The organism is Hydromonas duriensis (assembly GCF_004363775.1).
Taxonomy (GTDB): domain Bacteria; phylum Pseudomonadota; class Gammaproteobacteria; order Burkholderiales; family Burkholderiaceae; genus Hydromonas; species Hydromonas duriensis.
This window is the reverse complement of record NZ_SNZE01000004.1, coordinates 110,979-132,090: the sequence shown is the minus strand read 5'-3', so window position 1 is coordinate 132,090 and position 21,112 is coordinate 110,979. Positions and strand designations below refer to the sequence as shown.

The 21,112-nt window shown below is 46.5% G+C and carries 19 protein-coding genes; 7 read left to right on the top strand and 12 right to left on the bottom strand.

The window, feature by feature from the left end; all coding sequences use genetic code 11:
* The coding region (locus DFR44_RS03230; RefSeq protein ID WP_133619274.1) for a hypothetical protein at positions 1 to 260 on the bottom strand (260 nt) is incomplete at its 3' end.
* A 662-nt stretch (positions 261 to 922) separates the two neighbouring features.
* Between DFR44_RS03230 and DFR44_RS03225 the strand changes: the two genes are divergently transcribed.
* Positions 923 to 1,786 carry a glycerophosphodiester phosphodiesterase gene (locus DFR44_RS03225; protein ID WP_133619273.1) on the top strand — a complete coding sequence of 288 codons (864 nt, stop codon included), beginning with the start codon at positions 923 to 925 and terminating at the stop codon, positions 1,784 to 1,786.
* A gap of 111 nt (positions 1,787 to 1,897) precedes the next feature.
* Here the strand turns inward: DFR44_RS03225 and nagE are convergent, their stop codons facing one another.
* From nagE to DFR44_RS03195, 6 genes are all read right to left on the bottom strand, one after another.
* Positions 1,898 to 3,622, bottom strand: coding sequence for an N-acetylglucosamine-specific PTS transporter subunit IIBC (gene nagE / locus DFR44_RS03220; protein ID WP_133619272.1), 1,725 nt, complete (start codon positions 3,620 to 3,622; stop codon positions 1,898 to 1,900).
* Positions 3,623 to 3,728: 106 nt separating this feature from the next.
* Positions 3,729 to 6,236, bottom strand: coding sequence for a phosphoenolpyruvate--protein phosphotransferase (ptsP, locus tag DFR44_RS03215; RefSeq protein ID WP_133619271.1), 2,508 nt, complete (start codon positions 6,234 to 6,236; stop codon positions 3,729 to 3,731).
* 90 nt (positions 6,237 to 6,326) lie between these two features.
* Positions 6,327 to 7,337, bottom strand: a complete 1,011-nt coding sequence (locus DFR44_RS03210) for an SIS domain-containing protein (protein ID WP_133619280.1) — start codon at positions 7,335 to 7,337, stop codon at positions 6,327 to 6,329.
* A complete protein-coding gene (gene nagA, locus DFR44_RS03205) occupies positions 7,321 to 8,448 on the bottom strand; it encodes an N-acetylglucosamine-6-phosphate deacetylase (RefSeq protein WP_133619270.1) in 1,128 nt (375 codons plus the stop codon). The genes DFR44_RS03210 and nagA overlap by 17 nt, the downstream gene beginning before the upstream one ends.
* Positions 8,449 to 8,459: 11 nt before the next feature.
* Positions 8,460 to 9,197 carry a GntR family transcriptional regulator gene (locus tag DFR44_RS03200; RefSeq protein WP_133619269.1) on the bottom strand — a complete coding sequence of 246 codons (738 nt, stop codon included), beginning with the start codon at positions 9,195 to 9,197 and terminating at the stop codon, positions 8,460 to 8,462.
* A 403-nt stretch (positions 9,198 to 9,600) separates the two neighbouring features.
* Positions 9,601 to 10,236, bottom strand: coding sequence for a hypothetical protein (locus DFR44_RS03195; RefSeq protein WP_133619268.1), 636 nt, complete (start codon positions 10,234 to 10,236; stop codon positions 9,601 to 9,603).
* 137 nt (positions 10,237 to 10,373) lie between these two features.
* Here DFR44_RS03195 and DFR44_RS03190 point away from each other — a divergent pair, with 137 nt between their 5' ends.
* Positions 10,374 to 10,919, top strand: coding sequence for an RDD family protein (locus tag DFR44_RS03190; RefSeq protein ID WP_133619267.1), 546 nt, complete (start codon positions 10,374 to 10,376; stop codon positions 10,917 to 10,919).
* Here DFR44_RS03190 and orn read toward each other — a convergent pair.
* Positions 10,892 to 11,464, bottom strand: a complete 573-nt coding sequence (gene orn / locus DFR44_RS03185; protein WP_133619266.1) for an oligoribonuclease — start codon at positions 11,462 to 11,464, stop codon at positions 10,892 to 10,894. The genes DFR44_RS03190 and orn overlap by 28 nt on opposite strands.
* A 37-nt stretch (positions 11,465 to 11,501) precedes the next feature.
* Between orn and DFR44_RS03180 the strand changes: the two genes are divergently transcribed.
* Genes DFR44_RS03180 through DFR44_RS03165 form a run of 4 tightly spaced genes read left to right on the top strand, consistent with a single transcriptional unit; the run spans position 11,502 to position 15,623 of the window.
* Positions 11,502 to 12,818, top strand: coding sequence for a M48 family metallopeptidase (locus DFR44_RS03180; protein ID WP_133619265.1), 1,317 nt, complete (start codon positions 11,502 to 11,504; stop codon positions 12,816 to 12,818).
* Complete coding sequence (rsgA, locus tag DFR44_RS03175; protein ID WP_133619264.1) at positions 12,815 to 13,744, top strand: ribosome small subunit-dependent GTPase A; 930 nt, start codon at positions 12,815 to 12,817, stop codon at positions 13,742 to 13,744. Before DFR44_RS03180 ends, rsgA begins: the two co-directional genes overlap by 4 nt.
* Positions 13,745 to 13,753: 9 nt before the next feature.
* Entirely contained in the window at positions 13,754 to 14,584 is an 831-nt protein-coding gene (locus DFR44_RS03170) for an IclR family transcriptional regulator (protein WP_246012033.1), read from the top strand.
* Positions 14,585 to 14,615: 31 nt separating this feature from the next.
* Complete coding sequence (locus DFR44_RS03165; protein WP_162845132.1) at positions 14,616 to 15,623, top strand: endonuclease/exonuclease/phosphatase family protein; 1,008 nt, start codon at positions 14,616 to 14,618, stop codon at positions 15,621 to 15,623.
* 49 nt (positions 15,624 to 15,672) lie between these two features.
* Here DFR44_RS03165 and DFR44_RS03160 read toward each other — a convergent pair whose 3' ends face one another.
* The 4 genes from DFR44_RS03160 to DFR44_RS03145 all read right to left on the bottom strand — a co-directional run bounded on the left by DFR44_RS03160 (position 15,673) and on the right by DFR44_RS03145 (position 18,638).
* Entirely contained in the window at positions 15,673 to 16,098 is a 426-nt protein-coding gene (locus DFR44_RS03160) for a cytochrome b562 (RefSeq protein WP_162845131.1), read from the bottom strand.
* Positions 16,091 to 16,939, bottom strand: coding sequence for a phosphatase PAP2 family protein (locus tag DFR44_RS03155; protein WP_133619261.1), 849 nt, complete (start codon positions 16,937 to 16,939; stop codon positions 16,091 to 16,093). The genes DFR44_RS03160 and DFR44_RS03155 overlap by 8 nt, the downstream gene beginning before the upstream one ends.
* A 268-nt stretch (positions 16,940 to 17,207) precedes the next feature.
* Positions 17,208 to 18,131 (bottom strand): SPFH domain-containing protein, encoded by a 924-nt coding sequence (locus DFR44_RS03150; RefSeq protein WP_133619260.1) that lies wholly within the window; start codon positions 18,129 to 18,131, stop codon positions 17,208 to 17,210.
* Between the two features lie 90 nt (positions 18,132 to 18,221).
* On the bottom strand, positions 18,222 to 18,638 hold the full coding sequence (locus tag DFR44_RS03145; RefSeq protein ID WP_133619259.1) for an NfeD family protein: 417 nt from the start codon (positions 18,636 to 18,638) through the stop codon (positions 18,222 to 18,224).
* Between the two features lie 205 nt (positions 18,639 to 18,843).
* Here DFR44_RS03145 and DFR44_RS03140 point away from each other — a divergent pair, with 205 nt between their 5' ends.
* Positions 18,844 to 21,066, top strand: a complete 2,223-nt coding sequence (locus DFR44_RS03140; protein ID WP_133619258.1) for a RelA/SpoT family protein — start codon at positions 18,844 to 18,846, stop codon at positions 21,064 to 21,066.
* Positions 21,067 to 21,112 lie beyond the last annotated feature (46 nt).

Genomic DNA, 21,112 nt, shown 5'->3' with positions numbered 1-21,112 from the left:
ACCCAGACTTTGCCTTTGTTGGGGAGGTTGAGGACTTTGGTGAGCGGTCGGACAACAGCTGGGGCTGCAGGGGCTGCTTGTGCCGTGGCTGCCGCGCCTTTGTCATTCGCTTGCGCGACCAAAATCGCTTCACGGCTTGTCGCCGCTTGCGTTTGTCCCGCTACATCCACACTCCCAGCGACCACTTCTTGCGCGTAACTGGGCAATACTCCCGATGAAATTAATAAACACATCAATAGGGATAACCGATTAGTACGCATCTTACACCTCTCTAAACTCAAACTTAATTTATTAAAAACGGCCCCGACAAGCGTTAGCCTCTTAAATATACTTTTTTTAAATGCACTTACAAAAGCACATCAAAGTTTACAAACTGCTTACTCAAATAACCGCATCCCGATAGGAAGTGTTTTGCATTGCAATGTCTGGTGATATTCATATTAAATTATTTTTTTGTAACACCATAAAGGACAAAACAACTAACAAATAAGCAGCAAAGTAAAAATTCAACCTAATTTGGGTGGGATTCTAGCACACAACAACAAAAACAATGTAAACAAAAGTAAATGAAGAACCACATTTAAAAATAAAAACTAATTAGTTGGGTGGGAATTAGTTATTTTTGTTGTTTTTTAAACAAATTGATGGGATTGTACTCATACGTACAACCTAAATAAGCATTGAAAATAATCTACTAAGATATCAATAAATAATCGATTAACATTGAACCGCGCTTTTAACGTAGTTTTTCAAACGATTTTTGATAAAAAACATTGGAGCAACAACGACTTAATCAGCTATCCACCTGAAAATTCAATCATCATTTTTTAAGCAAGTGATGCCTATAAAAACAAGCCTTCTGTTTATTTGTATTCGCCTGAAATAAGGCATACTTCTGTCACTAAAACTACATTTCGCAAAGATGAACACTCATTCATTTAAAACACAATTACCAAAGCTAGGGCACGCGCCCCTTATTTATGCACATCGCGGTGCAATGGCTTATTGTCCGCAAAACACACTTCCCGCTTTTGCACTGGCTTGGGCAATGGGGGTAGACGGCATCGAGCTGGATGTTCAGTGTTCAAAAGATGGCGTGCCTTTGGTATTTCATGATGACACTTTAGAGGCGTTGACCGATGGTGCTGGGCGCACGCGCGACCATGATTGGGCATATTTAGCGCAACTGGATGCGGGCTCTCACTTTTCTGCCGAATTTAAGGATTGTCGTATTCCTACGTTGGAGGCTGTATTACGCGCCCGTCCGTTCGGAACTTTCGTTAATATTGAATTAAAAACTGAATTGCCTTTTGACAACGAACCAAATGCAAGCACACGGGATAATCGACCTGTATTAATGCCAGAACCGCTTTCTGCAACAGAAATCGAAGCTCGGCGCATTGCCCAACGAACCGCGGACTGCGTCCAAGCTGTTGCTCAAGATGTACCTGATTTACTGGAGCATCTGATTATCACCAGTTTTCATCCTGCGGCAATTGAGGCTTTTCATGTCCTCATGCCCAGCGTTGCAATCGGGCATTTGTTTAGCCGCTCGACTCAATTCAGTACATCGCCAATGATGAGTAAGACACCCAATTTAACTCTACATTTGGATGTCAACGATGTGTCACAAGCGGATATTGAACAAGCCCATGCGGAAGGCAAACACGTCAATTGTTGGACGGTCAACGAAATTGAAGACGCGCAACGCCTGATTGACTGGCATGTGGATGGTATTTTGACGAATTACCCAGATATCATGATGGCGTTGCTAAAAGAAAGATAAACCGATGCACTTAATCAATAACGGTGATTCCCTCTCAAAATATACTGATAAAAAAAGCCTCCTATTTTGAATAGGAGGCTTTTAAAAAATAACTGCGAATCATTTAAACATTTATCGCGGCAATCGCTTTTTATCAACCAGCAATTGCACCACAGTGTCAGACACTTTCATAATGCCTTGCACGCCTAGACCTTTTAACGCTGTTTGATTGATGCGTGCGCTATCTCGCAACGCCACACGCAAGCGTCCGCCTGCCACTAGTTTGATGCTATGAACATTGTCATCACCGCCCAGTGCACGAGACCAGTCAAGGTGATTCAATATGGTTTTAGTCATGCTGTAATCATCTGAAGCCTGAGTCTGTTGACCTTCACCTGCTTGACCCGCACCCAATGCGGCTCGAATTTCATCAGAAATAATATCCACTTCTGGCCCAATGACCACTTGGATATTGGTATCAGACAATTTAATCAAGCCACGCGAACCCAGTGTTTTCAGTGCTGCTTCATCAATGGTCGCATTATTCACTACGGTCAAACGTAAACGTGTCGTACACGCATCAACTGCTTTTAAATTGCCGGCCCCGCCTAAAGCCGCAACAAACGCCTCACCGCGTGAAGAGTTACTAGCCGCGCTTGTTTGTGTTTGAGACTCAGTTTTGTCTTCGCGCCCAATGGTCATCAAGTTAAATTTTTTGATAAAAAACGTGAATAAACCATAGTAAACCAGTGCGTAAACTGCGCCGACAGGCAATAACAGCAAAGGATTTTGACCTTTATTACCCGACAACACATAATCGAACAAACCCGCAGAAAACGTAAAGCCCAAACGCACATCTAACGCATGCATGACCGCCAAAGAAATACCTGTCAATACAGCATGAATCGCATACAGCACAGGGGCTAAGAACATGAATGCAAACTCAACAGGCTCAGTCACGCCCGTTAAAAATGAGGTTAAGCCCATTGACAGCAGCACCCCACCCACCACGGGGCGATTTTCTGGTTTTGCACAACGGTACATCGCATAACACGCTGCGGGCAAACCAAACATCATGATGGGGAAAAACCCTGCCATGAAAGCACCTGCAGTCGGGTCACCTGCGAAGAAGCGGTTTAAATCGCCTGTTGCCACTTTGCCAGCAACATCGGTGTAGTTACCAAATACAAACCAAATAAACGAGTTCAAAATATGGTGTAGCCCTGTAACCAACAACAGACGGTTCAGTACACCATAAATAAACAGCCCCACGCCACCTGCGCCAATCAGCCAGTGACCAACATGGTCAATGCCCAACTGAATCCAAGGCCAGACAAAACCAGCAACGACACCAACGAACAGCATCGAAAAGCCCGTCACAATCGGCACAAAACGTTTACCACTGAAAAAAGCCAAATACGGCGGCAGTTTAAAATCCTTGTATTTGTTGTACAACATACCCGCTGAAATACCCGCGATGATACCCGCCAATACACCCATATTTAGGACAACTGGCTGACCTTTTTCATCCATCTGCACAAAGCTTTTAAACGCTTCATACTGCAACAGCGTATCGGGCATCGCCTTTAAAACCGCCGTCAACACCAAGAAGCCAATAGCCCCTGCCAAACCCGCGGTGCCGTTGTTTTCTTTTGCAAAACCAACGGCCACCCCAATGGCAAAAATCAAAGCAAGGTTGCCAAAAATAGCATCGCCCGCTTGCGCCATCACTTTAATATTCAATAAATCAGGTTGTCCCAAACGCAACAATAAACCTGCCACAGGTAAAACGGCGATTGGCAACATCAGGGCACGCCCCAATTGTTGTAAGCCGTTGAGTCGATTCATTATGCTCATGTCTTTATCTCCTAGAATCATTCATCATTAAAATTTGAATTTTTTACGACTTATTTTTACATTGATAACACCTAGATTTAGTCATCATTTTATGACCTCCCTTTTTTTAAGACGTTTTACCAAAGCTTTGCTTCATCAAGCCCCTCACGGCTTCAGCCGATTCCAAACGCAGTGCATCTTGTGCCAACCGCTGACAATCAGCAAATGACAAGGTGCGCACTAAATCTTTCACCTCAGGTACCAGCGGCACAGACACGGACAGTTCATTCACGCCCAAACCGACTAAAATCGGCACGGCCTCTAACTCAGAAGCCACTGCGCCACACACGCCCACCCACTTTTGATGGGCTTGCGCGCCTTTAACGGTCATGTCAATCAAGCGCAGTAAAGCGGGGTTTAGAGCATCCAACTGCGCGGCCAAGTGTGGATTACAACGATCCATCGCCATCGTGTATTGTGTCAAATCATTACTGCCAATTGAGAAAAAATCAGCATATTTAGCAAGTGACTCCGCCATAATCGCGGCCGCAGGCACTTCAATCATGATGCCCAACTGCGGACGTTCGCTAATGCCCAATTGTGTCGCCAACTCATCCACACGCGCACGAATGTGTTTGATTTCAGCCACTTGCGTAATCATCGGCAACAAAATGCGCAGTTGACTCAACGGTTTGACTTGCAACAACGCACTCAGCTGCACATCAAGCAACTCAGGACGAACCAGCGCAGAGCGCACACCACGCAGGCCGAGCACAGGGTTTTCTTCTTGCGGCAATTGCAAGTACGGTACTTCTTTATCCCCGCCCACGTCCAAGGTGCGAATGATAACGGGCTTATGCGCCAAGGTATCGATAATGGCTTGGTACGATGTCACTTGTTCTTGAATGCTGGGGGCTGATTGACGCTCAGAAAATAAAAACTCAGTGCGTGTCAAGCCGACGCCATCAGCACCCATGCGCACACCTTCTTGCGCATCGCTCACGCCTGCAATATTCACCGCAACTTCTATCTCACGACCATCGACTGTCCGCGCATGGCTGTGGGCGTGCACCATCATGGCTTGTCGGCGTTGCTCATCATGCGCGATGATGTCTTGCAACTGTTTCAATTCTTGCGCTGTTGGCTGGGTTTTGCACACACCTTCTTTTGCATCCACAATCAAGATTTGTCCGTCACGCACCTGATTGACTTTTGTGCCACAAGCCACCAGCATCGGGATGCCTAAGCTACGAGTTAAAATCGCCACATGCGACGTTTTGCCGCCTGCGGCGAGCACAATGCCTTTTATTTTTTCTTTGGGTAATGCCGTCAATTGTGATGGGGTTAAGTCGTGGGCGATGATGATAGATGCTTGATTGACTTCAACTTTTGCATCTTCTACCCCCAACAAGGCCTTTAGCACTTGCAATCGCACATCTTGCAAGTCTGTAATGCGCTCAAACAACAGTTCGTTGTTTAAGGATTTTAAACGTTCAATTTGAGTTTCAATGCTGTGATAAAAAGCATACGCGGCACTTTTGCCCTCACGCATGAGCTGAACACTGGACGACAACAACGCGGGGTCTTCCAACAATGCCAAATGCGCGGTCAAAATATCACGCAATGCGCCTGTGTTCTGATGAATATTGTTTTGCAACTTACCTTTGACTTGCTCCAAAGCTGCAAAGAGTTTCTTTTTCTCTTCATCGTCAGAAGATGAAGCCAGTTCTTCAAAATGCGGCACTGTTTCACGAACACACAAAGCAGGGCCAAAGGTCAAACCCGATGAGGCGACAATTCCAGAAAAGCCTCCCTCAACCTCAGCCAACGCCGCCGCGCCAATTGTTGTGGGTGTCTCGACTTCAGCAACAGAGTGATGCGCCACCACTGGGGTTTGCAAGGCATGCACCACGGCTTCTAACGCTTGGACAGCGTCGTCACCCTGCGCACTGACGTCCACTTCATCATTTTCTTGTACGCCTAAGCCCATCAAAGACACGATGCTTTTGGCGTTTGCTTGCTCGTGATTAAACTGAATGCTGATGGTCGAATTAAACTGGCGGGCCACGTTTTGAATCAGCGCGGCTGGACGGGCATGCAAGCCGCCTGAATGCAGCACCGAAGTACGCTGTTGAAGCACGTCCCCTTGCGTTGTGGATATACCATCTATCGCCTGCTTAGGCGTTAATGTAAAAAGTAAAGTCTCACCCACAAACGCTTCTGAGTGGTCCGCTTTAACCATATCAAACTCATCTCCATTGGTCAAAACCACCATGGTGAGCATGGATGGGGCTTTCTGACTCACGGCATCCCAATCCACTTCAATAATGGCTTGCCCCAAGTCAACCGAATCACCTTGCTTGACTAAAGTTTTAAAGCCCACGCCCTTCAACTGAACGGTGTCAATGCCTGCATGCACTAAAATTTCAGCACCTCCTGTCGTTTTCAGAGTGAACGCATGTCCAGTTTTAGCCAGTTGAATAATGACACCATCACACGGCGTAACCACCGTCGAACTCATGGGGTCTATCGCAACACCATCGCCCATGACCAAACCCGAAAAAACGGGGTCAGGCACTTGGCTCAACGGCACAACAAAGCCTGCGAGTGGGGCAAATACGTTGTTAAATTTCATTGATTCGGTCTCCTATTTATAAGCCTATGTGTCTCTACGGACATTTGATTTAATTTGATTTATTGTGTTCGTTGGGTTGGGTTAATGGAACTACACTGTGACGGTCACTTTGGATAAATGCCGCGGCTCGTCTGGATTTAAACCTTTGGCTTCCGCCAAACGGGCTGCCATCAAATAAAACGCCTGAATCGCTAAAATTGGATCCAACGCTTCATCACACGTTGTGCCAATGGTCAAATGCCGTTGAGCGACATCACTTGAAGCCGCTAAAATCACGTTCGCCCCTCGTCCTTGCATTTCTGTCGCCAAAGCCAACAAGCCTTCTTGCGCCTGACCTTTGGGGGCAAAAACCAATAATGGATAGCCTTGCTCGACTAAAGCCATTGGACCATGCTTAATTTCAGCCGCCGAAAACGCTTCAGCTTGAATGCCGCAGGTTTCTTTTAGTTTCAAAGCGGCTTCTAAAGCAATGCTAAAACCTAAACCACGCCCAACAATCATGATGCGCTCGGCATTTTGCAACACAGGAATGGCGGCACTCCAGTCATAACATTCACCCATTTTCAACTGCTCGGGCAACTCATTGAGTCCTGTCAATAAATTTGAATCGCTGCTCCAATGCGCCACCAAGCGAGCGGCGGCGGTCAAAGAAGCAATATAACTTTTGGTCGCAGCCACACTGCGCTCAAGCCCCGCATCCAAAGCAACCAAGTCATGAACCACCTTGCCCAGCGGAGCTGTGACGTCATTCACCATGCCTACGGTATACGCGCCTAAATCTCGCAGTTGCTGCATGGTTTGCAATAAATCGTGGCTTTTGCCCGACTGTGACAACGCCACTGCAAACTGACCTTTGACTTTCAAGGGTGCTTGATACATGGTTTGCAAAGACATGGGCAAAGACACCATGGGTATACCCATGCGTTGCATCGTCAAATAAGCAAAATAATTCGCCGCGTGGTCGGAGCTGCCTCTGGCGACAGTGAGCCCGCACGAAGGGGACAATGCAATTAAGCGTTGAGCAATGCCTTTGAGTAAGTCATCTGAATTTTGCTGTTGTTTAGTGACCGCTTGCGCTGCTGACTTAGCTTCTTGGTACATGAGTGAATTCAATTCGTTCCCCTTCGACATAAACTTCTACAATTTTCAGATGAGCATCCAACACCACCACGTCGGCCCATGCACCCGTTTCCAATCTGCCTCTATCCGCCAAGCCTAGATAGTCGGCTGGAAATAATGACAACATATTTGAGGCTTCTTCTAAACTCATGCCAATGGATACCAAATTGCGCAAGGCCTGATCCATCGTCAACGTGCTGCCCGCCAATGTGCCATCAGCCAAACGCACGCCGCCCAAGCACTTGTTCACTACTTGCGAGCCCAGCTTATATTCGCCATCAGGCATGCCCGCCGCCGCCGTCGAATCCGTGACGCAAAATAGCCGCGGTATCGCGCGGTGTGCGCAGCGAATGGCTCCTGGGTGAACATGTAACAAATCAGGGATAATTTCTGAATATTCCGCATGCGCCATCGCAGCGCCCACCATCCCAGGTTCGCGGTGCTTTAATGGCGTCATGGCATTGAACAAATGAGTAAAACCAGATGCGCCTTTTTCCAAAGCCTTCACGCCATCTTCATAACTACCCAGTGTATGACCAATTTGAACCCGCACACCTTTTCGGCTCAAATGCTCAACCATGTCCAAATGCCCTTCTAGTTCAGGCGCAATCGTCACTAAGCGAATATCAACCAAGTCACACAACGCATCTACTTCTTGGATAAAAGCCCGCTTGGCATGCGCAGGTTGCGCACCCAGTTTACTGGGGTTGATGTAAGGCCCTTCTAAATGCACACCCAAAACACGCGCACTACCTGTCGGGCGGACTTGGGTGTTCACTTGAATGTGTTTTAAGACCGTCTGAATTTCAGCCATTGGCGCGGTCATTGTGGTCGCGAGCAATGATGTTGTTCCAAACTGCACATGCAAACGCGCCACATCGGTGACCGTCGCCCCACCTTGCATGATGTCGACACCTCCGCCGCCATGCACATGCACATCAATGAATCCGGGCAACACATAGCGTTGAGCACCCTCACTCGCGGGCGCTGAACCTGTGACCTCACCAATTTGACCATTCGGCATGACATGCAACGCGCCGTCCAACCAGCCCTTGCTTGTCAAGATACGTCCCGTTATAGTGCTGTGGCTCATGTTGTTCCTCTTTATTTTCTGAGTTCAGCGACAAAATCATAGTAGTCACTGCGACAGTACGTATGCGTGATTTCAATCGGCACATCATCCACCGTGAAACCAAGACGCTTCATCAACAGCATCGCCTCACCCACTCGAACACCTGCCAATGCGGCAATTTCTGGACTTGCATTCACCGCCCGCACATGCTGCAAAGCGCGAACCACCGAACACGCATTCGCATCAAAAAACGCATACAACGACTGTGCTAACTCCAAGGGTTTGGGCAAAAAAGCCACGGGCACGGTCGAATACTCAATCGCCATCACCACCCCATCCACCCAACGTTGCCGCTTTAAACGAGCAACACGATCGTGACTGGACAACCCCAATTGAATCGCTTCTTCACTATTCGGCGTATCAATGCGCCGCTCTAGCCACACAGAAGATGGGTCAAAACCGCGTTGACGCAACTGTTCTGTAAAGCTGGTTAAACGTGACAGCGGTTGTTCAATATGAGGGGTGATGAAAGTGCCCGAACCATGTTGACGACTCACCAAACGCTTTTCAATCAAAACATCCATTGCTTTGCGAGCGGTCACACGAGACACGCCAATGTGTTCAGCCAACACGCGCTCCGACGGTAACGCCTCATGGGCACGCCACCAACCTGAGTTAATCGCTTCAGCTAACTTTTTTGCCAATTGCAAATACAAAGGTGTCGCCAAGGCGTCATCTGGTTTAAGTAGCAACCAGTGTGCGTCGTTCATGCGCGTCTCCTTTGTGGGTTAAAAATGATTTATAAACACCAATTAAATACCACTTTAATACCATAAGAATACCAAGTCAATACCAATTTAAACATCTCTCTAAAAAATGGGGTGTGTCTCAGTTCGAAATTTGAGGGACTTTAAAAAAACAGGTCAAGCTATGTTATGCTTAAGCCATGAAAAAAACTTGACCTAAACCAAATCGTGTTACCCCTGCGATGGGGGCTGGAATCAATAGCCATTGTTTGGAGCTTTGAAAAAATCGTGCGGTTAATGCCTGAGACAGTTGCTAAAAAACGTGGTTTTTACAACAAGAAAACAGATATTTCAAACTGAGGCAATACCGATTGGTTTATATAAAAATAAAAAAAGCCATCGAATGAATGGCTTTTTTATTTGAGGCTTATCTTACTAAAGCTCTGACGCAAAAGCTTTGAGCTCGTTCTAAATAATTTTCAGGCAAGCAAAAAACAGATAGTAATTGCCTTCCAACGGGTTCCAACTCAACTTTATCAATGGTAAATTTATTCATGAGGGCGACATCGCTTATATTTTCAAAATTTACCTTTTCTACTTCTGTCATATCGTATGTCGTGGTAAATAAAACATCTACTACTTTATTTGCATATTGGTCAAGTAAATTCCCTTGATTAACAAAAGTTACCGTTGAGTATTGCCCAGGTTTCTTTTCTTTTATTTTTTTCAGAACATCCATCATGTCAGATGCCGAATCAAGCACATACATATTTTCATGCCTTGTTTCTTTCGGTTTAAGAGTTATTTGCAAATTTTTTGAGCCTTCACCCCTATAGCTTTCTATTTTGTCCGAAAGACCGCCTATTGACTCTTCTTTAACTTTTGCTGCGAGTTGACTTGCTTTGATCTCAGCCTTTTTTTCGTCGCTTAAAGATAAATTGTAAATTACAACTGGAATCCAAAAAACAAAAAATGCAGCAAAAAAATTTTTCGTTTTACTTTTTAAATTAATGCGTTTGAAAGTAAATAAAGCTAAAGTAAAGCTAATAATAAGAAGTACCATAAATAATCCACCCTTTTTTAAGTTTAACTGACTAGAATTGTAGCAAAAATGGCGTTCTCTTTGGCAATACAAAGTAAAATTGAACAGGTAAGCATCCGCTTAACATTCTCCAATACGATTCTTTTTATTTGACCAATATGAATACATCAAACTTAGTCTCAACACCCTCGATTCCTCGTCGATTTGCAGCCTGTTTATACGAATTTGTGTTGCTGTTCGGCATTTATTTCATCACGGGTGGTCTGATTCAAGTGTTATTCACTTTAATCGGACAAAAAACACCGATTTGGTTCACGCAATTGGTGATTTTTTTGATGTTTGGCTTTTATTTCACATATTCATGGCGCAAGGCTGGGCACACGTTGGCGCAAAAAACATGGCACATTCAAGTTGTGCAATTGGATGGAAAAACCTTACTGACGAATAAACAGGCGTGGCTGCGCTACATTTTGAGTTATTTTGGCGTATTGCCAGCCCTGCTATTGCTGTACACCCAAATTCATGGGCAAATATCCGCTTCTGGTGACAACGCGACCGCGGTGTACATTCAAACGATTGGGTTCTTGAGTTTAAATTGCGTGGCGTTATTGGGCACGGCACTCATGAACAGCGAACGCCGCACCATCCATGAGGTTCTTTCAGAGACCCGCAGCGTTTATTTCACTAACAAAAACTCACGGTAATGTTTCAACTCATCAATTGATTCATACACATCTGCTAAGGCCGTGTGACGGGTCGCTTTTTTAAAGCCATCGTACACGCTCGGATGCCAGCGTTTGGCGAGTTCCTTTAGGGTGGAGACATCTAAGTTGCGATAATGAAAATGTTTTTCTAATTCGGGCATGTGCTGCGCCATGAAGCGACGGTCTTGGCAGATTGAGTTGCCGCACATCGGCGATTTGTTCGCGCCAATGTATGCCCTCAAAAAATCAAGTAACTGTTCACTTGCATCCCTCTCCGTCAAGGTAGAGGCTTTGACTTTATCAATTAATCCCGATTGACCGTGCGTGCGGGTGTTCCAAGCGTCCATGCCATTGAGCACGTCATCGGATTGATGTATCACCAATACAGGTGCTTCGGCGACGGTATCAAGGTTTGCATCGGTAATCACCACCGCAATTTCAAGAATTTTATCGGTCAAAGGGTTAAGCCCTGTCATTTCCATGTCCAACCAAATCAAGCGATTGTCATCGCGGGGGATTTTGTTTTGCGGGGTGTTTTCTGTCATAATGCAATCTTTCATAATCCGAAAAATGGAAGGTTCAATGGAACATTTGCTGGGCGATTTTTTCAACAATCCGAGTTCAACTTTAAGAGTGCTGTTCATCATCGCGTGCGCGGCGTATTTTACCGTAAAGTGGTGGCTGTCCGAACGGCAAATGCGTTACATCACTCACCATATGGATGCAGTCCCTGCGCCTTTTGACTCTCAAATCACATTGAACGAGCATCAATTTTCTGCGCGCTACGCCTTGGCGCGTCTGCGCTTTGGTCGTTTCGGTCTTGTTGTCTCGACTGTTGCTCTGTTATTTTGGACTCTGGGCGGCGGGTTGAATATTTTAGCGCACTGGGTACTGGCTCACGTCACCGACCATCCTTTGCATTTTGGTGTTGCCTTCATGGTGCTGTTCAGTTTAATCGGCAGTATGATTGAGTTGCCGTTGTCTTATGTGTCGCAATTTAAAATTGAAGCGGGCTTCGGTTTTAACCACATGACCATACGCTTGTGGTTGGTGGATATGCTAAAAAATGCAGTATTGTCTGCGGCCATCGCACTGCCGTTGCTCTACGGCATTTTGCAGTTCATGGCATTGATGCCTCAAACATGGTGGCTGTGGGCGTGGTCTTTGTTTATCGCGCTCAATGTATTGATGATGTGGCTATATCCAACAGTGATTGCGCCTCTATTTAATACATTCACGCCGCTGGATGAAGGTGATTTAAAGCAACGTTTAGATGCATTGCTCAACCGTTGCGGCTTTAAAAGCAACGGCATGTTTGTGATGGATGGTTCGCGCCGTTCAGCGCATGGCAACGCGTACTTCACTGGCTTTGGCGCAAATAAGCGAATTGTATTTTTTGATACATTGCTCAAGCAATTGACTGAACCGCAGATTGAAGCGGTGCTGGCCCATGAGCTGGGGCATTTTCACCACAAACACATTCTGCGCCGCATGTTGATTATTTTGCCACTGAGCTTGCTGATATTTGCCGCATTGGGCTATCTGGCGAACCAAACTTGGTTTTACGACGCATTGGGGGTTAGTCCGAGCGCATTGCAAGCACAACCCACTCATTTATTTGCCGTGGGCATGGTGCTCTTTAGTTTAGCCTTGCCCGTTTTTACATTTATATTGTCTCCAATTGCATCGAACGGTTCACGCAAAGACGAATTTCAAGCCGATGAATTTGCGGTCAACAACAGCAATGGACAAGAGTTAATCAACGCACTGGTGAGCATGTACCAAGAAAATGCCAGTTTTGTCGGAACCGACCCCTTGTATTCACGGTTTTATGATTCTCACCCACCCGCATTGATTCGAGTCGCGCGTTTACAAAAATTACTCGAGGGCAAAGCATGAGCACCACCCCCATGCGCATCATTGCCAGTTACGGTCATCAGTTCCTCGCGCTCACACTTGATAAGCGCACCGATATGGACGCGAGCGCATACATTCAACTGGTCGCTCGCGGTAAAAAACAAGGTTACGCAGTCGGTGACATCGTGAACGTCACGCCCACATCGAACAACCAAGGGGCGATTGAATCGTTACAAGAACGACGCAACCATTTTTATCGCTCCGAATTTAACAAACAAAAAAACCTCGCCGCCAACATCGACCAAGTGGCCATTGTCTGCGCCACTGAGCCTGCTTTTTCGGAGGAGCTGCTTGGACGCGCGCTGATTTGTGCTGAAGTTGCTGAGATTGAGGTCTTAATCATCTTGAACAAAGTCGATGTCAGCGACAAACTGGCATCAGCGCGAGCCACCTTATCGCTCTATCCTCAACTGGGTTATCCGCTGATAGAGGTATCCAGCAAACAAGCAGACTCTCTTGATACCGAATTAAAACCCCATTTGGCAGGCAAAACCACACTGCTCATGGGACAAAGCGGCATGGGCAAGTCCTCGCTCATCAACGCTTTGATTCCAGATGTGCAACTCAAAACGCGTGAGATTTCAAGCGTACTCAACAGCGGTAAACACACCACCACATTCACTCGCTTATTTGACTGTGACATCAACGGGCAGGCTTCAGACATCATTGACTCGCCGGGTTTTGAGCAATTTGGCATGGCGCAATTTTCATTGTCACAAATCCAACATGCGATGCCCGAATTTAAACCCTATCTCGGCCAATGCCGTTTCCACAACTGTAAGCACTTACAAGAGCCGCAATGCGCCGTACTGGCGGCCATTGCAGAAGGGCAGATTACAGAAAAACGCCACCAATTTTATTTACGTTTAATGGAACAGCTCGATTATTACGACCATGCACGCTATTAAAAACACGCCATGAATACCAACGCCCCCTACCACGACCAAGATGAAGAAACGACGCAACCGATGTTGCGCCCTGCCATTCAGGTGCTTGAGCGTGCCAATGATTTGCTCAACGTCCTCGCTCAAAACAACCAAGCCATGAGTTTGAAATCGCTGTCCGAACAAACAGGCCTGCACATTTCAACGACTCACCGCATCTTGAACGACCTTGTTCTCGCACGCATGATAGACCGCCCCTCATCGGGGCATTATCAACTTGGCATGCGTTTGCTTGAGTTGGGCAACCTCGTTAAAGCACGGCTCAATGTGCGCGATGTCGCCCTCCCGATTATGAAGTTATTGCACCAGCAAACCCGCCAAACCATTAACCTATCCATGCGCCAAAATGATGAAATCATTTACATTGAGCGTGCATTTTCTGAACGTTCAGGCATGCAAGTCGTGCGCGCCATTGGTGGTCGTGCCCCTTTGCATTTGACTTCGGTTGGTAAGCTGTTTCTCGCCCAAGATGATAAAACCGCATTATTGTCATACGCCACCCGCACCCAGCTCAAAGGGCAAACAAAAAACAGCATCACCACCCTTGAAAAATTGCACAAAGAGCTGGACTGGGTGCGCATGAATCACTTGGCACGTGACCGCGAAGAATTAGAACTTGGCGTCTCGTGCATGGCAGCGGGCATTTATGACGACAGCCATCAATTGGTCGCTGGGTTATCCATCTCGGCTCCTGCGGAGCGGGTGCAAGAAGCGTGGGTGAAGTTGTTACAAGAAGCGGCTTACAAAATTTCACATGCCATGGGTTATTCGGCAAAATCAAACAAACACCATTTGGGTACTTAAAAAAACCCCACTCTCTAATACGGAGACAGACATGCCCAACGTTTTTAGACACAATGACGCCTTTGACATTGGCGTGAAAATCGGCACCTTTAATTTGCGCAATTTTGCCAAAGCGGGCTTTCAATTTTATGCCAACCAAGACCCCTATACTCAGCACGAGTATGATGCCAAAATCGCTTGGACGGCGGCACAAATTGACAGCATGAACGCAGACATTATTGTCTTTCAAGAAGTGTTCCATCTCGATGCTTTAACAGAAGCTGTGCGTGCCAGCCGAACCATGAAACACGCGAAAATCATTGGACGCGATGCGGTCGGCATGCCCCCTAAAAACAGCCTCGTCCCGCAAGTCGCCATAGCCACCCGTTTGCCCTTGGCCGAAGAACCCAACTGGGTCAGCCATTACAGCAAAGACTTCACCGTCACGCCGCCTGGTTACGAAATGCCCCTTTCACACATCACTCGCGCAGTTCTGCATGTCGCAGTGACCTTGCCCAATGAGGTCAAGCTGCATGTGCTGGGTTTACATTTAAAATCAAAACGGCCTGATTATTTACATGACGAAGACGAGTCAAACCCCGATGATTTGGCGCTAGCCACGTATCGCTCTTTGATGCGTCGTGGCGCAGATGCAATTGGTATACGCCAATACTTAAATGGACTGCTGCAACGCAATCACGAACCGTGTGTTGTGACGGGAGATTACAACGACCACGCCCATGCTGTGAGCACACAAATCATTGCGGGCTCTGGGCGTTTTGGCAAAAGTTTTTATGATTTTCAATTGTTTGATGCGATGCGCATCCAAACCAAGAATGACCCTCAACGCTACGTCGCTTACACACATATTCACGAAGGCGCATTGGAAGTCATGGACCATGTATTTGTCTCAGAGGAGTTCCATCCGCAATCTCGTAACCAAATAGCCCAAGTGCGCGAAGTATTCAGCTTGAACGACCATTTACACAGCCACTCGCCTGAAACCTCAGATCATGGGCAAACAGTGGCGCATTTACTATTCAAACGCTCAAACACTTGAGACACACAATCTGATACCGTCAGAATGTCATAGCGTAAACGTGTCCGTATTAATCGGACACGCCCAAAGCATGATGATAACGGTGACGAGCGTTAAGCAATTGTTTAAACGCTTGTTTGGCAGCCAACACATCTTTGGCTGCAACAGCCTCATGTACTTCTGTCATGCCCTGCTTCAACTCATCCATGCCGTCCAAATAAATATACTGTTCCGCTGGCGTGCCGTCATAAGCCTCATGACTGGCACTGTCGAGCAGGCGTTCAAATAACAACACGTTGTGCTGAAACGACTCTAAATTTGGACTGCTCAACACATCCTCAGAAACAATTTTTATTTCTTTCATACCTTTGCGGATTGGACTTTCGGCATGAGCTTGCAATGCCATAAAAAACAATGCGAACACTAAGGGGATTTGCTTTAAATACGGCCTCATCAAACAACCTTTTATTTCCATAAATGAGATGCTTTTAAGCATGAGGCGACTGTAAACCCTCATCTTTTGAAGCATCAGAAACAGACGAGCCACCCATCAACCAACGTATTTTAAATAAGCCCATTTTTAAAAAAAGCATATTGGCTAGAACAATCCACCAAAGTGACCAAAACTGATGGCTGAAAAAATGCGCCCCCTGCGACACCCGCGCAAAACCCAGCACCGTACCAATAACCAAGGCGTACCAGACAAATGCCCGTGCGCCCAAACCCTTTGGTGCAGCCACTGCTTGCGTGCGCAGGCGCACATTCCACATATTGGGCGGCCAGCCGCCGACAAACGCTAAACTCAATAAAATAAACCCGCCCGAAGCATGACCAGCTGGCCAACATGATTGCTTATCATCCCCCCAAGGCTTCACCGTAAAAAAATCGGCATAAGGCCATTCACCACCAAAATCAACCAAGCTCCAAGGACAGGTTTGATTGCTCCATTTTTTTAAATATGTAATGAGCAACATGGACAGCACAGCGGCGAACAGTAACGCAGCCCAACGTTGCCAAGCATCATACTGCGTTGGCGTCAAACCACGAACACGCTTGACCCAATAACCAACGAGCACTTGTACCAATGCGTATACAGGCATTAATAGCAATGCATTCTTCGCCCAATCATGCAACAGCACCTCAACCCAACTGGTGTCATTGTTGAATAAAAATTCACCCGTGGACGCGTTGTATAAGCCTTGCGAAATCCACATATCCAAGGCGTGCCCCTGAGGCAAAATAAAAGTAAAGACGGTTAAAAATATAAAAGACAAAAACAAACCCAACCAAATTTGTTTTAATGTTTTAGAGATATGAGCGGGGGTACTTTGAGACATGAGGACACTTTTTTATATCACAACTGGACTGCATCGCTGATGCCAACAATGACACACCGAGCAAGTGAGCAGTTTACGACAAATTGACCTTACTCAAGGAACAATTTGCTGAGTGACTCCCTGTCAAAAAGAGCATTTTCAAATGCTTTATCGCCTGCCTCTATTCAACTGTTGAGAAGATTTAATCCAAAATAAACAGTTTCAACCGTTTCCACAATTGAATGAGGCTTGCTAATTTTTATTTTTAGACAATAAAAAAGGACTTATATTAAGAACGCGGTTTGCTACTGTCCACGATTTTCATCGCACTGCTAATCAAGGTTGAAATATCCCCCATATTCGCAGGTACGATTAACGTATTGTTCTTGCTTGCCATGTTTTGGAACGCTTGTACATATTGCTCCGCCACTTTCAAGTTCATCGCGGTAATACCGCCGTTTGACTGAGTGGCCTCACCAATTTGGCGTAAGGCAGATGCATTGGCTTCGGCCACGGCGAGAATCGCGGCCGCTTCACCCTGTGCTTTATTGATGGCGGCTTGTTTCTCACCCTCAGAACGTTGGATATAGGCTTCGCGCTCACCTGTCGCAATGTTGATTTGTTCTTGCTTACGGCCTTCTGAAGCGGCAATCAGCGCACGCTTTTCACGTTCGGCGGTAATTTGGGCTTGCATTGAGCGCAAAATCTCTGCGGGTGGTACCAAATCTTTAATTTCATAACGCAAAACTTTAACGCCCCAGTTGGTTGCCGCTTCATCAAGCGCACTGACCACTTGTGAGTTGATGATGTCACGCTCTTCAAAAGTTTTATCCAGCTCAAGCTTACCAATCACACTACGCAAGCTGGTTTGTGCAAGTTGAGTAATGGCGAAAATAAAATTCGATGAGCCATAAGACGCTTTCATCGGATCAGTCACTTGGAAATAAATCACGCCGTCCACTTGCAACTGCGTATTGTCGCGCGTGATACACACTTGACTGGGCACATCCATTGGGATTTCTTTCAACGAGTGTTTGTAAGCAACACGATCCATGAAAGGAATGACGATGTTCAAACCTGGTAATAAGGTGCGGTTGTACTTGCCAAAACGCTCAAGCACCCATGCACTTTGTTGAGGAACAACCTTAACAGCTTGCAAGACAAAAAATACCGCCAATGCAAGTATGACGAGTGGAAAAGTGATGAATTCCATATAAACAATACTCCTAAATGGTTAAAAAAGAAAAGGCATCATTCAAAACAATCTGGGCTTTAAGCAGAGAGGAGAACAAAAAACAACGGGTTATAACGGTTTAACAAGCAAGCGCGTTCCGTCCAAACGCACGATGCGGTACTGACCTGTTGTGGGGTGTTCGATGGGTGTTTCTAAAACCACTTGCCAATGTGCCCCGCGATACTGGGTGTCACCCACACCGTTGTGCCATTTATTGACCATGACGATTTCACCTGTATCCAACTGGTCGGCGAGATTCGGCACCGCTTGCCGCAATTTTTGAGTACGGTAGCGATACACCAAACTGACTAAAATCGCAGACGCAACTAAAAAAATTAAAGATTGGCTGAGAAACGATGCGCCCAACAAATACCCGAACCATGCACAGACCGCGGCAATGGCAAGCATGAGCAGGTAAAAAGTGCCTGTGGTGATTTCAATCACCAACAAAACTGTTGCGATAACGAGCCACGAATAAGTGGACATATGCTTTTTCCTTTCAGGTGTGTCATAACAACGTAAGACTTTATTATACGTCAGTTTAAATATAGATATCTTTGCCTATCTCAAACTATCCAACAAATCAAAGCAAAATTTGATTTTCAAAGTGTTTTGCTCGCCTGTAGTGCTTTTATAAGAAAGTCAATGATATGATGACGCTGTGTTTTTTTGATCAATCATTATTTTTACAATGCCTTCTAAAATCAAGCCTGTCGACTCTAAGATAGACATCCAATTCACCTCGGTGGACGATGCGCGTGCATCGGCACAAGAACGTTATGAACATCGGTTGTTAAGTTCAGGCGAAGACATGTTTGCTCATGCGGTAGGGATGAGCGAGATTTTGTCGCGCTTGGATGTCGCGGATGACATGCATATTTCCGCGTATTTGTTCGGCTGGTTGCAAGGTGAATACACAACAGAAGAACGTGAACATATTGTTGAAACATTAAAAGCGCAGTGGGGTGCGGAACAAGCACAGCGCGTTCAAAACCTTTATGCGCTCATGCACATGGGTGCTCGCGCGAAGGTTCAACATGCGCACTCAGATAAAAACACCGATGCCGACATGCAAGCGCAAATTGAGCGCGTGCGCAAGATGTTGTTGGCGATGGCGCATGATATTCGCGTGGTGATTTTGCGACTGGTTTCGCGTTTACAAACCTTGCGTTATTACGCCAAAAACAAAATAACCTGCCCTGAGGACATCGCCAAGGAAACTTTGTTGCTGTATTCGCCCTTGGCCAATCGTTTGGGCGTGTGGCAAATCAAATGGGAATTAGAGGATTTGGCATTTCGTTTTGCGGAGCCTCAAACATACCGAGACATTTCAGCATGGCTCGATGAAAAACGTGCAGAAAGAGAAAGTTTTGTCAGTGCGTCGATTGCGGCGTTAGAACAAGCGTTGGCCTTACAGCAAATCAATGCGCAAATTTCGGGTCGCCCCAAACATATTTACAGCATTTATAACAAAATGCGTGGCAAACAATTGCAATTTGCCGACTTATACGACATCCGTGCTTTTCGCATCATTGTCGCCGATGTTAAAGACTGTTACGGCGTGCTGGGCGTATTGCATCATTTGTGGCAACCCATTCCAAAAGAATTTGACGATTACATCGCCCGCCCAAAACCCAATGGCTATCAATCCTTGCACACGGTCGTTGTCGGTGATGACGGTCGACCGATTGAGGTTCAAATTCGCACACAAGAGATGCATCAGTTTGCAGAGTACGGTGTCGCTGCCCATTGGCGTTATAAAGAAGGTGGCTTTAAACAAAAAAGCGGCAAGGCGGACATCAGCACGGAACAAGCCAATTATGATGAGCAAATTGCTTGGGTGCGTCAACTCATCAGCTGGCAATCGGACTTAACTCACGCATTGGCGGGGCAAGGTAAAGCTTTTAAACTACAAGACCCGCATATTTATGTGCTCACCCCAGACGCTCGGGTGATTGAACTGCCGCGCGATTCAACCCCGATTGATTTTGCTTATCATGTCCACACCAATTTGGGGCATTTGTGCCGAGGCGCAAAAGTGAACGGCCAAATGGTGCCCTTAACAACAAAACTGCAAACAGGTCAAACGGTCAATATTATCGCCGCTAAACAGGGCGGGCCTTCGCGCGACTGGCTGCGCGAGGGTTTCACCAATAGCCCGCGTGCAAAAAGTAAAGTGCGAGCATGGTTTAATGCGCAAGCCACCGCGGATTACATCGCCCAAGGTCGCACTGTATTTGAAAAAGAATTACAACGCTTGAGTAAAACCTCGGTCAAACATGAGGACATCGCTCAAGGCTTAGGATTTACCAAGACTGAAGAATGCTACCTCGCGTTTGGTCGTGAAGAAATGACTGCGCACAACTTGGAAGAGTTGTTCAAAAGCCAAGCCCCCGCCGAACCGCCCGTAGCCGTGGAAGACCACAACTGGGTCAGCACTCAAGCCAACAAATCGGAAGTGGGCAAAGGCGGCGTATTGGTGGTCGGTTTAGACGACCTCATGACCCAATTGGCTAAATGCTGTAAACCTGCGCCACCCGATGCCATCGCTGGGTTTGTCACTCGTGGCAAAGGCATTTCAATTCATCGACTTGAATGCGACAACTTTCAGCACATGCAGTTTCAGCACTCTGAACGGGTATTGTCGTGCACATGGGCCGAGCGCGCAGGCATGCGTTATGCGGTTGATGTTCTGGTGTATGCCCAAGAATCGGTTGATTTGATGAAAGACATCACCGATGTGCTCGCACGTGAAAAAATCCTCATCAGTGGCTTGCGCACCGTGCGTCAGGGCATGGCAAGCGCACGCTGCCAGCTCACATTCAGCTTAGAAGTCGAAAGCACAACACAATTGCAAAAAGCCTTGAGCGCACTCCGACAAGTGACTGGGGTGCAACAGGTGGAGCGGTTATAAAGTGGTTATAAGGATGTTGATGCTTTTAAAAAAACCTACACACTTC